The sequence below is a fragment of the Arthrobacter sp. NPDC080082 genome (genome assembly GCF_040686595.1).
Classification (GTDB): Bacteria; Actinomycetota; Actinomycetes; order Actinomycetales; family Micrococcaceae; genus Arthrobacter.
The window spans coordinates 396,907-409,177 of the sequence record NZ_JBFBKQ010000004.1; the positions used below are offsets into that span (position 1 = coordinate 396,907).

Below are 12,271 nucleotides of genomic sequence, written 5' to 3' on the forward strand. Positions count from 1 at the left end.
CGGATGACCCCACATCGTCAGCCCAGCGCGAATTCCGCAGCGCACCGCACCGATCAGCATTATTCTGAAATGGCAGACCCTTCAAAGGAGACCATGACCAGTCAGCCCAACACCGGACCCGATTCAGCAGCCCAGGACATGAGTCCTGCCGAGATCCAGGCTGTGATCGACCGGATTCTTTCCAAGGATTCCCCCGCCCGGGACACCGGCGCCGCCGACGCGGACACCGCCGAACCCCGCGCGGTCCTGGGCCGGGCCCAGGCCATCTCCGGCCTGGCCACCGAGCACGGCAGCTACGACGGCGACCAGCAGGACCTCGAGGAGCGCCGCGCCCTGCGCCGCACCGCCGGGCTGTCCACCGAACTCGAAGACGTCACCGAGGTCGAATACCGGCAGCTCCGGCTGGAGCGCGTGGTGCTGGCCGGCCTCTGGTCCGAGGGCACCCTGGCCGACGCCGAGAACTCCCTCCGCGAACTGGCCGCCCTGGCCGAGACGGCCGGCTCCGAGGTGCTCGACGGGCTGGTCCAGCGCCGGGCAAAGCCGGACCCGGGCACCTTCCTGGGCTCGGGCAAGGCCCAGGAGCTCAAGGACATCGTGATGTCCACCGGTGCGGACACCGTGGTGGTCGACGCCGAACTGGCGCCCTCCCAGCGGCGTGCGCTCGAGGACATCGTCAAGGTCAAGGTGATCGACCGGACCGCGCTGATCCTGGACATCTTCGCCCAGCACGCCAAGAGCCGCGAGGGCAAGGCCCAGGTGGAACTGGCCCAGCTCGAGTACCTGCTTCCCCGCCTCCGCGGCTGGGGCGAGTCGATGTCCCGCCAGGCCGGTGGCCAGGTGGGCGGCGCCGGCGCCGGCATGGGCTCCCGTGGCCCCGGTGAGACGAAGATCGAACTGGACCGCCGGCGGATCCGCACCCGGATGGCCAAGCTGCGCCGCGAAATCGCGGCCATGAAGCCGGCGCGTGAGACCAAGCGGGCCAACCGCCGTCGTAACGCCGTCCCGTCCGTCGCGATCGCCGGCTACACCAACGCCGGGAAGTCCTCGCTGCTGAACCGGCTGACCGACGCCGGCGTGCTGGTGGAGAACGCCCTGTTCGCAACCCTGGACCCCACCGTGCGCAAGGCCGAGACCTCCGACGGCCTGGGTTACACCCTGGCCGACACCGTTGGCTTCGTCCGCTCGCTGCCCACGCAGCTGGTGGAGGCGTTCCGGTCCACCCTGGAAGAGGTCGCCGACTCGGATCTGATCCTGCACGTGGTGGACGTCTCGCACCCGGACCCCGAGGGCCAGATCGCGGCCGTCCGGTCCGTCTTCAGCGAGGTCGACGCCCGCAAGGTGCCCGAGATCATCGTCCTGAACAAGGCCGATGCCGCGGACCCGTTCGTGGTGGAGCGCCTGAAGCAGCGCGAACCGCGCCACGTGGTGGTCTCCGCCCGTACCGGCGAGGGCATCCCCGAGCTGCTGCGGGCCGTCAGTGAGGGCATCCCGCGGCCCAGCGTGAAGCTGGAACTGATGATCCCGTACAGCCGCGGCGACGTGCTCAGCAAGCTGCACGAGACCGAGGCGGAGATCGTCAGCCTGGACCACGAGGAGACCGGCACGCGCGCCGTGGTCATGGTGCGCGAAGGCCTGGCGGCCGAGCTGGATCCCTTCGTCCGCAATGACTGAACCGGCCGTGGCGGAAGCGGACAGCGACGCACGCCCGGCCCCCGGTGGCGCCACCGGCGAGGAGCTCGTGATCGAGCTCCTCGACCGGGCGGTCGCCGCGATGGGCGGGCAGAGCCGTGACGGCCAGCACGAAATGGCCCGCCAAGTGGCCCGCGCCATCGACACAGGCGACCACCTGCTGGTCCAGGCCGGCACCGGCACCGGAAAGTCCCTGGCGTACCTGATCCCGCTGATCGCCCACTCGCTGGACAGCGACAAGCCCACCCTGGTCTCCACGGCCACCCTGGCCCTGCAGACCCAGATCGTCGGCCGGGACCTGCCGCGACTGCTCAAGGCCATCACCCCTGCCCTGAAGCGGCCCGTCAAGATCGCCCTGGTCAAGGGCCGGTCCAACTACGTGTGCCGGCACAAGCTCGAGGGTGGGTTCCCGTCCGAGGAACCCGCCGAGGGCCAGCTCTTCTCCCTGGGTGAGGACACCTCGGTCCCGCACTTCGCCGCCGCCATGGGCGGTCCGGCCTCGCAGCTGGGCCGGGAAGTGGTCCGGCTCCGGGAATGGGCCGAGAACACGGCCACCGGCGACCGCGACGAACTGCTCCCCGGCGTGACCGACCGCGCCTGGCGGCAGGTGTCCGTCACCGCCATGGAATGCCTCGGCGCGCAGAAGTGCCCGTCGGCCGCCGAATGCTTCAGCGAACTGGCGCGCCAGGACGCGGCGGACGCCGACGTCGTGGTCACCAACCACGCCATGCTGGCCGTGAGCGCCTTCGAGGGCCTGGCCGTGCTGCCCGACTACGACGTCGTCGTCGTGGACGAGGCGCACGAACTCCAGGACCGGGTCACCGGGGCCGTCTCCGGCCAGCTCTCCGTGGCCATGGTCCACGCCGCCGCCTCGGGCGCCCGCAAGCACACCGGCATCACCGTGGACGCGCTGAACAACGCCGCCGCGAACCTCGAGCTCGCCGTCGCGGGGGTTCCCGGCGGACTGATGCCCAACGGCCTGAACAGCGAACAGCTCGACTGCGTGGACCAGCTCCGGGACGCCTGCCGTGCGGCGCTCTCCGACTCCAAGGGAGACGGCTCCACCACGGCCGACGGCGGCCGGCAGCTTGCGCGCTCCCGGCTGATGGTGATCCTGGAGCTCTGCGAACGCCTGCTCGCGGCCCGCGAGAACCGCGAGGTGGTGTGGTTCTCGCGGCAGAGCACCTTCGACCCGCAGCAGGGCTACTCGCAGCCGGACGATTCGGCGCCCGCGCTGATCAACATCGCCCCGCTCAGCGTGGCCGGGCGGCTGCGGGAGGGCCTGTTCGCGGACCACACCGTGGTGCTGACCTCGGCCACCCTCGCCATCGGCTCGGCCTTCGAACCGGCCGCGGGGGGCCTGGGCCTGGTGGGCCCCGGCGCCCCGAGCTGGACCGGCGTCGACGTCGGGTCGCCGTTCGAATACCCCAAACAGGGCATCCTCTACGTCGCCAAGCACCTGCCCAAACCGGGCCGGGGGACCGCGCCCGAGGCCCTGGACGAGCTCGAGAAGCTGATCCGCGCCTCCGGCGGCGGCGCGCTCTGCCTCTTCTCCTCCCGGCGCGCCGCGGAGGAGGCCGCCGACGCGCTCCGGCCGCGGCTGGGCCTGAGCATCCTCTGCCAGGGCGAATCCACCATGACCGCGCTGGTCAAGCAGTTCGCGGACGAACCGGACACCTGCCTCTTCGGCACCATGTCCCTGTGGCAGGGCGTTGACGTGCCCGGCAACTCCTGCCGGCTGGTGGTGATCGACCGGATCCCGTTCCCGCGGCCGGACGATCCGCTGATGACGGCCCGCTCCCGGGCCGTGGCGCAGGCCGGGGGCAACGGCTTCATGAGCGTCTCGGCCACGCACGCGGCGATCCGGCTGGCGCAGGGCGCGGGCCGGCTGATCCGTTCGACGTCGGACCGCGGCGTGGTGGCGGTGCTGGACTCACGGCTGTCCACCGAGCGTTACGGCGGCTTCCTCCGGGCCGCGCTGCCGCCGTTCTGGGCCACCACGGACCCGGCGGTGGCCGTGGCGTCGCTGGAGCGGCTCGCGAAAGAGGCCGCGCAGGGGTCGTAGGCCCCCGGGGCAGGGACGTTCGGCGGGGTTTGGCGGCGCTCAGGCCTCGGCGTCCGGGCGGGGTGGGGTCCCCAGCTCCGGGCGTTCAGCGCGTTCAGCCGGGCCCCTGGCCGGCGGCGTTGCCCGCGCTACAGGGAGCGGAGGACCGAGACGACCTTGCCCATGATGACGGCGTGGTCGCCCAGGATCGGTTCGTACTGGGTGTTCTGCGGCAGCAGCCAGGTGTGGCCGTCGCGCTGCCGGAACGTCTTGACCGTGGCTTCGTCATCGAGGAGGGCGGCCACGATGTCGCCGTTGACGGCGTCGTTCTGCCGGCGAACCACCACCCAGTCCCCGTCGCAGATCGCGGCGTCGATCATGGAATCGCCCGCGACCTTGAGCATGAACAGCTCACCGTGGCCCACGAGCTGGCGCGGCAGGGGGAGGACGTCCTCCACCACCTGGTCGGCCAGGATCGGGCCACCGGCGGCGATCCGGCCCACAAACGGGACCATCGCCGTGTCCGTGGCGCTGGCCAGTTCCGACACCGCGAGTCCGCCGACGGCCTTCAGCCCGCGGGGCTGTTCGACGCCGGAAATCGGGGTGGACCCCTCGTCCAGGGTCAGCGGCATCAACACTTCCATGGCGCGGGGACGCTTGGGGTCCCGGCGTAGGTAGCCCAGCTTCTCCAGCTGGGAGAGCTGGTGGGTCACGCTGGAGAGGCTGGCCAGCCCCACCGTGTCCCCGATCTCGCGCATCGACGGCGGATAGCCGTTGTCCGTCACGGACCGCTGGATGGTTTCGAGGATCTTCTTCTGACGGACGGTGAGGCTCTTGGGCGCCCGGGCAGGCTGGGCGCCGCGCCGGGTTGCCCTCCCGCCGGTGGCTTGTGCTGCCATGGTCCCCGTGCCTTCCGTTCGTGGTGCGGATCCGTGGCCGGCGGACCGAGTGAAGCGGCCCGATTGCTGCGAATCCTAAAAATGTCAGTGCCTGCCGTTTGACTGCTCTTGATCACCGCTGGCGGGTGTTCGACAGGTTTCAGACTGCAGGTGCGGAGTGCGGGTCCTTCGAGGGACCGGTTCCGTGCTTCAAAAATAGGTCAGCCGCCGGTGTTTTTCAAACATTTGTTCTAGCGAGTCTCGACAGAGTTCGTTCATAGGTGCTAAAAAGAGAACAGCAAGATTCGAAGATGTGTTCGAAGATTGCAAGTGGAGAACCACGGCCGGTTTCGGCCTTGTGTTCGAAGCGAATGATGGTTCAGCCGGTTGGCGGCAGGTACGAGGAGTACGCCGGGCGGCAACGACAAGTCCAGGAGGGCTCAGTTCATGTCAGCAAGAATCGCTTTCGCCGGTTCGCAGTTTTCCGACGCCGGAAGGCCGGCACTGTATCTCGTGCCGGATACTGCCACGGCCTTCTCCGGGGCGGTAGCTCCGTTCGCGGCCCCGGCCGACGCTGACGCGACCGCCGGGAGCGCGTCAGCTGTACGCCGGGCCCACTCTTCGGCCCAGGCTCCCTTGCGGCTGACCCGGCGGGGACGCTTCGTCTTCTTCGGACTGCCCTTGATCCTGCTCGCGGCCCTGCTGCTGTCCCTGGCAGGCTCCCTGACCGCGCCGGCGAAGGCCGCCGATTCCCCTGCATCGCTGGCAACCACCCCGACGGTCACCGTGACCGTGCAGCCCGGGGAGTCCCTGTGGACCATCGCCGGCACCGTCGACCCGAAACGGGATCCGAGGGACGTGGTCGCCGAGATCGTGCAGCTGAACAACCTCGACGCCGCGCCGGTCCTGCCCGGCCAGCAGCTCTTCGTTCCGACCCCCTAAGCTGAATCCCCGGGACGGAGCGTCCGCCGAACTTGGTAAGGCCATTCGCCGGCCGCGGGATGGGCCGTCGTTGGTCACGGTTTCCGGCCAGACAGTCCTCTCACTTAAACTGGGGACGTGACTGACCAGCTTGAGCGACTCAACCGACTTCCCCTCCGGACCAACCTGCGGGGCCTGCGCCCCTACGGTGCTCCCCAGCTGGACGTTCCGATTCTCCTGAACGTCAACGAGAACACCCATGGTGTCCCCGCCGACGTGCGGGCAGCGATCGCGGAGGCCGTCTCTGAGGCGGCTGCCGGGCTCAACCGCTATCCGGACCGGGAGTTCACCGAACTCCGCGGGGCGCTGGCCGAATACCTTGGCCACGGGCTGGACGCCACGAACATCTGGGCCGCCAACGGTTCCAATGAGGTGCTGCAGCAGATTCTCCAGGCCTTCGGCGGTCCGGGCCGCAACGCCCTCGGTTTCCCTCCCACGTACTCCATGTACCCGCTGCTCGCTGCCGGAACGGACACCGGCTACGTCGCCGGCGTCCGCGGCGAGGGCTACAGCCTGACCGCCGAGTCCGCCGCCCGGCAGGTCCGCGAGCTGCAGCCGAACATCGTCTTCCTCTGCTCGCCCAACAACCCCACCGGCACGGGCCTTGGCCTTGATGTCGTCGAAGCCGTCTACGAGGCGGGGGAGGCCAGCCAGGCCATCATCATCGTCGACGAGGCGTACCACGAGTTCGCCCACGAGGGCACCCCGAGCGCCCTGATCCTGCTGCCCGGCCGGGAACGGCTGATCGTCTCCCGCACCATGAGCAAGGCCTTCGCCCTCGCCGGTGCCCGGATCGGCTATATGGCCGCGGCTCCCGAGGTCACCGACGCGCTGCGCCTGGTGCGCCTGCCGTACCACCTCTCCGCCATCACCCAGGCCACCGCCCTCGCCGCCCTCCGGCACCGCGAGGCGCTGATGGCCGATGTCGAGGACATCAAGCGGCAGCGCGACCGGATCGTCACCGAGCTGACCCGAATGGGCCTTACCCCGGCGTCGTCGGACTCGAACTACGTCTTCTTCGGCGGGCTCACGGACCCGCACCGGGTCTGGCAGGAACTCCTCGACGCCGGCGTGCTGGTCCGCGACGTCGGCATCCCCGGCCATCTCCGGGTCACCGCCGGAACCGAGGCGGAGACCACCGCCTTCCTGGAGGCCCTGGAACGGATCCTCACCGCCCACCGCGGCTGAGCCCGCGTCCCCCCACATTCCGCACCGCCGGGTCAGCCCCGCCGGCCCCGCGCGACCGCCCCGCCGGCCGCCGGGCGCCCCGGGTGTGCCGGGCCCTAGACTTGATCCAGGACCCGCGCGCCGCCGTCACAGGCCGGGCGACCGCCACTTAGCCAAAAGGACACCCATATGAGCACCACCGGATCAGCCGCTGCCCAGGCCCGAACCGCCTGCCTGGAACGGACCACCAGCGAATCCTCCGTCCTGGTCGAGATCGACCTGGACGGAACCGGCGTCTCGGACATCAGCACCTCGGTGCCGTTCTACGACCACATGCTGACCGCCCTCAGCAAGCACTCCCTGATCGACATGACCGTCAAGGCCACGGGTGACACCCACATCGACGTGCACCACACCGTCGAAGATGTCGCCATCACCTTCGGCGAGGTCCTCAAGACCGCGCTGGGCACCAAGGCCGGGATCCGCCGCTTCGGCGAGGCCACCGTGCCCCTCGACGAGGCCCTCGCACACGCCGTCGTGGACGTCTCCGGCCGACCCTACCTGGTCCACGCCGGCGAACCCGCCGGGCAGGAATACCACCTGATCGGCGGCCACTTCACCGGCTCGCTGACCCGCCACGTCTTCGAGGCCATCACGCTGCACGCCGGAATCTGCCTGCACATGAACGTCACCGCCGGCCGCGACCCGCACCACATCGTCGAGGCTCAGTTCAAGGCGTTCGCCCGGGCGCTCCGTGCCGCCGTCGAGCCGGACCCCCGCGTCGAGGGCATTCCCTCCACCAAGGGCGCACTGTGACCGGGAAGGTGCTGCGCGACGGCGCCATCATCGATCCGGAGGCCAGCCGCAAGCCCGCCTCCCCGGAGGGCAAGCCCACCGTCACCGTCCTGGACTACGGCTCCGGCAACGTCCGCTCCGCCGTCCGCGCCCTCGAGCGCGCCGGCGCCGAGGTCATCCTCAGTTCCAAGCCCGAGGACGTCCTCAACGCCGACGGCCTGGTGGTCCCCGGCGTCGGCGCCTTCGAAACCGTCATGAACGAACTGAAGGCCGTCGATGCCATCCGGATGATCGGCCGCCGCGTCGCCGGCGGCCGGCCGGTGCTGGCCATCTGCGTCGGCCTCCAGGTCCTCTTCGAAGCCGGCGTGGAGCACGGCACGGTCGCCGAAGGCATGGGGGAGTGGCCCGGAAAGGTCGAGCTGCTGCCCGCCGACGTCGTCCCGCACATGGGCTGGAACACCGTCGACGTGCCGGAGGGCTCGCTGCTGTTCGACGGTGTGGAGAAGGAACGCTTCTACTTCGTGCACTCCTACGGCGTCCAGCACTGGGACTTCGATGTGATCCAGCCGCGGATGGCCGCACCGCTGGTGACCTGGTCCGAGCACGGCGCCCCGTTCATCGCCGCGGTGGAGAACGGACCGCTCTGCGCCACCCAGTTCCACCCGGAGAAGTCGGGGGACGCGGGCGCCCGCCTGCTGCGCAACTGGGTCGGTAGCCTCCGCCCCGCCCGCAACGCCGGCGCAGGCACCACTGCGGAAGCCCCGGCAACCCCGGAAGCGACCGCCTGAATGTGGTCCCTGGTACTGATGGGCCTCGCCGGACTGCTGGTGGGCGGAGCGCTCTCCTTTCGCCAGCAGAAAAGCCCGCTCTGGGTCCAGATCGTCTTCTACATCCTGGCCGGCATGTCCCTGCTGGCCGCCTACCTGCTGACCCTGCCCGGCGCCTGACGCCCCGCGCCGCCCCTGCCACCTACCTTGTGAGGACTTCACGATGACCACCGAAAACCCGCTGCCGGCCCTGGAACTGCTCCCCGCCGTCGACGTCGTCAATGGCCAGGCCGTGCGCCTGGTCCAGGGCGAGGCCGGCAGCGAAACAAGCTACGGCACCCCCCTCGAAGCGGCCCTGAACTGGCAGGAACAGGGCGCCGAGTGGGTCCACCTGGTGGACCTGGACGCTGCCTTCGGCCGCGGTTCGAACGCGGAGCTGTTGCGCGAGGTGGTCGGCCGGCTGGACATCAAGGTGGAACTCTCCGGTGGCCTGCGCGACGACGAATCCCTCGAACGCGCCCTGGACCTCGGCGTCGGCCGCGTCAACCTCGGCACCGCCGCGCTGGAGAACCCGGAGTGGACAGACCGGGTGATCGAACGCTTCGGCGACAAGATCGCCGTCGGCCTCGACGTGCGCGGCACCACCCTCGCCGGCCGCGGCTGGACCAAGGAGGGCGGCGACCTCTGGGAGGTCCTCGGCCGCCTAGAGGAAGCCGGCTGCGCCCGCTACGTCGTCACCGACGTCACAAAGGACGGCACCCTGCAGGGCCCCAACGTGGAACTGCTGCGCCAGATGGTCGAGAAGACCGGCAAGCCCGTCGTCGCCTCCGGCGGCATCTCCAGCCTCGAGGACCTCAAGGTCCTCCGCTCCCTGGTCCCGCTCGGGGTCGAAGGCGCGATCATTGGCAAGGCGCTCTACAACGGCAACTTCACCCTGCCCGAGGCCCTCGACGTCGCCGGCCGCCGCTAGGCCGGTCCCTTCATGCCGCAGGAACCAGTGCCGCAGGAACCCCAGCCCGGCCACCGCGCCCTCCCCGGCCACATCGCCGCCGCCCTCGCCGGCGCCGGGGGAGCGACGGACTCCGCCGGGCAGCCCTGGGCAGGCCGCAGCCTGGCCGGCGACGGAGCGACCATCCATAACTTCGAGGACGACGACGGCACGGCCGACGCCGGCTACCTCGCCGCCGTCGCCGCCCTCGCGGCAGGCACCGGGGACGAAGCCGGTGTCGTCGCGGCCCTCGCCACGGCCCGGGTCTTCGTGCCGATCGTCGCCAGCCTCGCGGAGGAGGGCGACGCCGTGGCCGGGGCCCACGGGACCGGGCTGCACGGGGACAAGCAGGCCGACATGGCGCTGGTGACCCTCAAGGCGCCGGACGGCCGCACCGCCCTGCCGGTCTTCACCTCCGCGGAGAACCTCACCGCCTGGCACCCCGAGGCCCGCCCGGTGGCCGTCTACGCCGCCCGCGCCGCGCTCTCCGCCGTCGCCGAGCATGCCGAACTGCTGGTCCTGGACCCCGGCTCGGCCGCCACGTTCGTGGTGCGCCGCCCGGCCGTATGGGCGCTGGCCAAGCAGCACGGCTGGGTCCCAAGCTACCGGGACCAAGCGGTGGCCGACGCCGTCGCCGCCTCCGCGGCCGGGGTAAGGGCGCTGCGCCGGGTCGAACTGCGCCCCGGCGGGGGAGTGGCCTCGGCGCAGGCCGACGGGACGCAGCTGCCCGGCGGCGGTGCCGGGCCGGAACTGCGCGTGGTGCTGTACCTTGAAGACGGGCTCAGTGCCGCCGAGGTGCAATCCCTGGTGGCCGGCCTGAACGAGGACTGGGCCCGGAATGAAGCTTTCGCCGAGCGGGTTGACTCGATCGAAATCAAGCTGCAGCGCGCAGCACCCTGACCGGCGGCCCGCCTCTCCCGCGGTGCCGGTCACGGGCCGCGCCACCGAGAGAAATGCAAGGCAAAGGAACGCCGTCCCGTGAACTTCGCGCTTTACCGTGAGCTGCTGGCAGTGCGGCCCATCAGGAACCTACTGATTGTCGGGATGGTGGCCCGCATCCCGCACTCGGCCGCGGGCGTGCTCCTGACCCTGCACATCGTCCTCACCCTGGGCCAGGGCTACGCCGCGGCCGGGACCGCCGCCGCCGTCATGACCATCGGCATCGCCGTCGGCGCCCCGTGGCGCGGCCGCCGGGTGGATACCGTGGGCCTGCGCCGGGCACTGATCCCGTCCGTCCTCTCGGAGACGGTGATCTGGACCATCGCCCCGCACGTCAGCTACCAGTTGCTGTTGCCCCTGGTGTTCGTCGGCGGCCTCTTGACCCTGCCGATCTTCAGCGTGGTCCGGCAGTCCCTGGGCATCCTGGCCACCGGGGACCAGCGCCGCACCGCGTTCGCCCTGGACGCCATTAGCACCGAACTGGTCTTCATGATCGGTCCGGCCGCCGGCGCGATCGTCGCCACCGCCGGCTACTCCGTGCTGGGCCTCGGCATCGTGGGCGTCGCCACCTCACTCTCCGGGCTCTTCCTGATGTGGATGAACCCGCCCACGCGGTCCGTCGCCACCGACGCCGAGCCCGAGGCCGCCTTCGAAGCGGACCAGCAGCAGGGCGCCGAGGCCGCCGTCGTCGCGGCCGCCCCCGCGCACCTGCAGGAGGCAGCGGCGGAACTGGCTCCCCTCGCCGCCGCCGAGCACCGCCGTCAGGACCGGCTGGGGCTGCGGCACAAGGTGCGGCACAACTTCGCCTGGTTCACTGCCTCGGTCGCCGCAGTCTTCGCCGTCGCCGCCGGCTCCGGCATGGTCCTCAGCGGCACCGACGTCGGCATCGTCGCCGCCTTGCAGACCGGCGGCCACCAGGCCGAGATCGGCATCGTCTTCCTGTTCTGGTGCGCCGCCTCGGTGATCGGCGGCGTGGTCTACGGCGCCATGCACCGGCCCGTTTCCCCGGTGCTCCTGCTGCTCGGCATGTCCGCCCTGACCCTGCCGATGGCGTTCGCCCACGACACCTGGGCCCTCGCGTTCCTGTCCCTGCTGCCGGGCGTGCTCTGCGCCCCGGTACTCTCCGCCGCCTCGGAGAAGGTGGCCGACCTGGTTGACGAGGAACGACGTGGCGAGGCGATGGGCTGGTACGGCTCGGCCCTGACCGGCGGAGTGGCTCTCGGCGCGCCGCTGGCCGGGCTCTTCATCGACGGCGAGGGCGCCGGGGCGGGCTTCGTCTCGGTCGGCGCGGCCGGGGTGCTGCTCTGCCTCGTGGGTCTGGTGCTCCAGCGGCGGCGCAGGCGCCGGCTCGCCGCCGCCTGACGAGGGCCCAGTGCCTCCCGGCCTTAACGACGACGGCGGGCGGACCGCACTGGTCCGCCCGCCGTCGTCGTTACCGCCGTGTATTTGTGGTCAGTTGACCGCGCCGGTGTACTTCTCGCCCGGGCCCTTGCCGGGAGCGTCCGGAATGACGGACTCCTCGCGGAAGGCCAGCTGCAGGGAGCGCAGGCCGTCGCGCAACGGTCCGGCGTGCTGGGAACCGATCTCCGGCGCCGCCGCGGTGACCAGGCCCGCCAGTGCGGTGATGAGCTTGCGGGCCTCGTCCAGGTCTTTGAGTTCTTCGGCATTGTCCTCGGCGGCGAGGCCGAGCTTCACGGCGGCGGCACTCATCAGGTGCACGGCGGCGGTGGTGATGACCTCGATCGCGGGGACCTCGGAAATGTCGCGGATCTGCTGGGAGACGTCCGCCTGCTCGCCCGCCGGCTGGAAGACGTGCGAATTACGTTCTGGTGTACTCATGCTGGTAAGCTTGTCACAGACCGACTGGATGTCGTTATTTTGCCGGAATCGCACAGATTCCAGTGAAGACGGCGTCCAGTTTGCAAGCGGAGATCTCTCCCACCCGCGTCAGCCGCGCGAATTCCCTCGGGAGTCAAGGTTGCCGGGTACCTGGTCGGGCGCTTGACCCACGCACTGCGTGCCG

The 12,271-nt window shown here is 70.6% G+C and carries 12 protein-coding genes; 10 read left to right on the top strand and 2 right to left on the bottom strand.

Features of this window, described 5'->3' with window-relative positions:
* The first annotated feature begins 93 nt into the window (after nucleotides 1–93).
* Together hflX and AB0O44_RS10855 are read left to right on the top strand one after the other, a co-directional pair.
* Nucleotides 94–1,671: a GTPase HflX gene (gene hflX, locus AB0O44_RS10850; protein WP_364137230.1), complete on the top strand. Its 1,578-nt coding sequence runs from the start codon at nucleotides 94–96 to the stop codon at nucleotides 1,669–1,671.
* Entirely contained in the window at nucleotides 1,664–3,754 is a 2,091-nt protein-coding gene (locus tag AB0O44_RS10855; protein WP_364137232.1) for an ATP-dependent DNA helicase, read from the top strand. The genes hflX and AB0O44_RS10855 overlap by 8 nt, the downstream gene beginning before the upstream one ends.
* A 128-nt stretch (nucleotides 3,755–3,882) precedes the next feature.
* Here the strand turns inward: AB0O44_RS10855 and lexA are convergent, their stop codons facing one another.
* Nucleotides 3,883–4,632, bottom strand: coding sequence for a transcriptional repressor LexA (lexA, locus tag AB0O44_RS10860; RefSeq protein ID WP_290258299.1), 750 nt, complete (start codon nucleotides 4,630–4,632; stop codon nucleotides 3,883–3,885).
* A gap of 615 nt (nucleotides 4,633–5,247) precedes the next feature.
* On the opposite strand from lexA, the gene AB0O44_RS10865 reads away from it, so the two are divergent.
* The 8 genes from AB0O44_RS10865 to AB0O44_RS10900 all read left to right on the top strand — a co-directional run bounded on the left by AB0O44_RS10865 (nucleotide 5,248) and on the right by AB0O44_RS10900 (nucleotide 11,610).
* Nucleotides 5,248–5,553: a LysM peptidoglycan-binding domain-containing protein gene (locus AB0O44_RS10865; protein WP_364137234.1), complete on the top strand. Its 306-nt coding sequence runs from the start codon at nucleotides 5,248–5,250 to the stop codon at nucleotides 5,551–5,553.
* A gap of 117 nt (nucleotides 5,554–5,670) precedes the next feature.
* Nucleotides 5,671–6,780 (top strand): histidinol-phosphate transaminase, encoded by a 1,110-nt coding sequence (locus AB0O44_RS10870; protein WP_364137236.1) that lies wholly within the window; start codon nucleotides 5,671–5,673, stop codon nucleotides 6,778–6,780.
* A gap of 168 nt (nucleotides 6,781–6,948) precedes the next feature.
* Nucleotides 6,949–7,575 carry an imidazoleglycerol-phosphate dehydratase HisB gene (hisB, locus tag AB0O44_RS10875; RefSeq protein WP_364137238.1) on the top strand — a complete coding sequence of 209 codons (627 nt, stop codon included), beginning with the start codon at nucleotides 6,949–6,951 and terminating at the stop codon, nucleotides 7,573–7,575.
* Nucleotides 7,572–8,342, top strand: coding sequence for an imidazole glycerol phosphate synthase subunit HisH (gene hisH, locus AB0O44_RS10880; protein WP_364137240.1), 771 nt, complete (start codon nucleotides 7,572–7,574; stop codon nucleotides 8,340–8,342). Before hisB ends, hisH begins: the two co-directional genes overlap by 4 nt.
* Entirely contained in the window at nucleotides 8,343–8,501 is a 159-nt protein-coding gene (locus AB0O44_RS10885) for a hypothetical protein (protein ID WP_290258295.1), read from the top strand.
* 43 nt (nucleotides 8,502–8,544) lie between these two features.
* Nucleotides 8,545–9,291 carry a bifunctional 1-(5-phosphoribosyl)-5-((5-phosphoribosylamino)methylideneamino)imidazole-4-carboxamide isomerase/phosphoribosylanthranilate isomerase PriA gene (priA, locus tag AB0O44_RS10890; RefSeq protein ID WP_364137242.1) on the top strand — a complete coding sequence of 249 codons (747 nt, stop codon included), beginning with the start codon at nucleotides 8,545–8,547 and terminating at the stop codon, nucleotides 9,289–9,291.
* Between the two features lie 12 nt (nucleotides 9,292–9,303).
* Nucleotides 9,304–10,209: an SseB family protein gene (locus tag AB0O44_RS10895; protein ID WP_364137244.1), complete on the top strand. Its 906-nt coding sequence runs from the start codon at nucleotides 9,304–9,306 to the stop codon at nucleotides 10,207–10,209.
* 78 nt (nucleotides 10,210–10,287) lie between these two features.
* Nucleotides 10,288–11,610 (top strand): MFS transporter, encoded by a 1,323-nt coding sequence (locus tag AB0O44_RS10900; protein ID WP_364137246.1) that lies wholly within the window; start codon nucleotides 10,288–10,290, stop codon nucleotides 11,608–11,610.
* A gap of 90 nt (nucleotides 11,611–11,700) precedes the next feature.
* Here the strand turns inward: AB0O44_RS10900 and AB0O44_RS10905 are convergent, their stop codons facing one another.
* Nucleotides 11,701–12,087, bottom strand: coding sequence for a DUF1844 domain-containing protein (locus AB0O44_RS10905; protein WP_290258291.1), 387 nt, complete (start codon nucleotides 12,085–12,087; stop codon nucleotides 11,701–11,703).
* Between the last annotated feature and the right edge of the window lie 184 nt (nucleotides 12,088–12,271).

What these genes read in the sequence shown, in the direction of transcription:
- hflX (WP_364137230.1), top strand. Translation starts at nt 94, where the DNA reads ATGACCAGTCAGCCCAACACCGGACCCGATTCAGCAGCCCAGGACATG.
- AB0O44_RS10855 (WP_364137232.1), top strand. Translation starts at nt 1,664, where the DNA reads ATGACTGAACCGGCCGTGGCGGAAGCGGACAGCGACGCACGCCCGGCC.
- lexA (WP_290258299.1), bottom strand. Translation starts at nt 4,632, where the DNA reads ATGGCAGCACAAGCCACCGGCGGGAGGGCAACCCGGCGCGGCGCCCAG.
- hisB (WP_364137238.1), top strand. Translation starts at nt 6,949, where the DNA reads ATGAGCACCACCGGATCAGCCGCTGCCCAGGCCCGAACCGCCTGCCTG.
- AB0O44_RS10885 (WP_290258295.1), top strand. Translation starts at nt 8,343, where the DNA reads ATGTGGTCCCTGGTACTGATGGGCCTCGCCGGACTGCTGGTGGGCGGA.
- priA (WP_364137242.1), top strand. Translation starts at nt 8,545, where the DNA reads ATGACCACCGAAAACCCGCTGCCGGCCCTGGAACTGCTCCCCGCCGTC.
- AB0O44_RS10895 (WP_364137244.1), top strand. Translation starts at nt 9,304, where the DNA reads ATGCCGCAGGAACCAGTGCCGCAGGAACCCCAGCCCGGCCACCGCGCC.
- AB0O44_RS10905 (WP_290258291.1), bottom strand. Translation starts at nt 12,087, where the DNA reads ATGAGTACACCAGAACGTAATTCGCACGTCTTCCAGCCGGCGGGCGAG.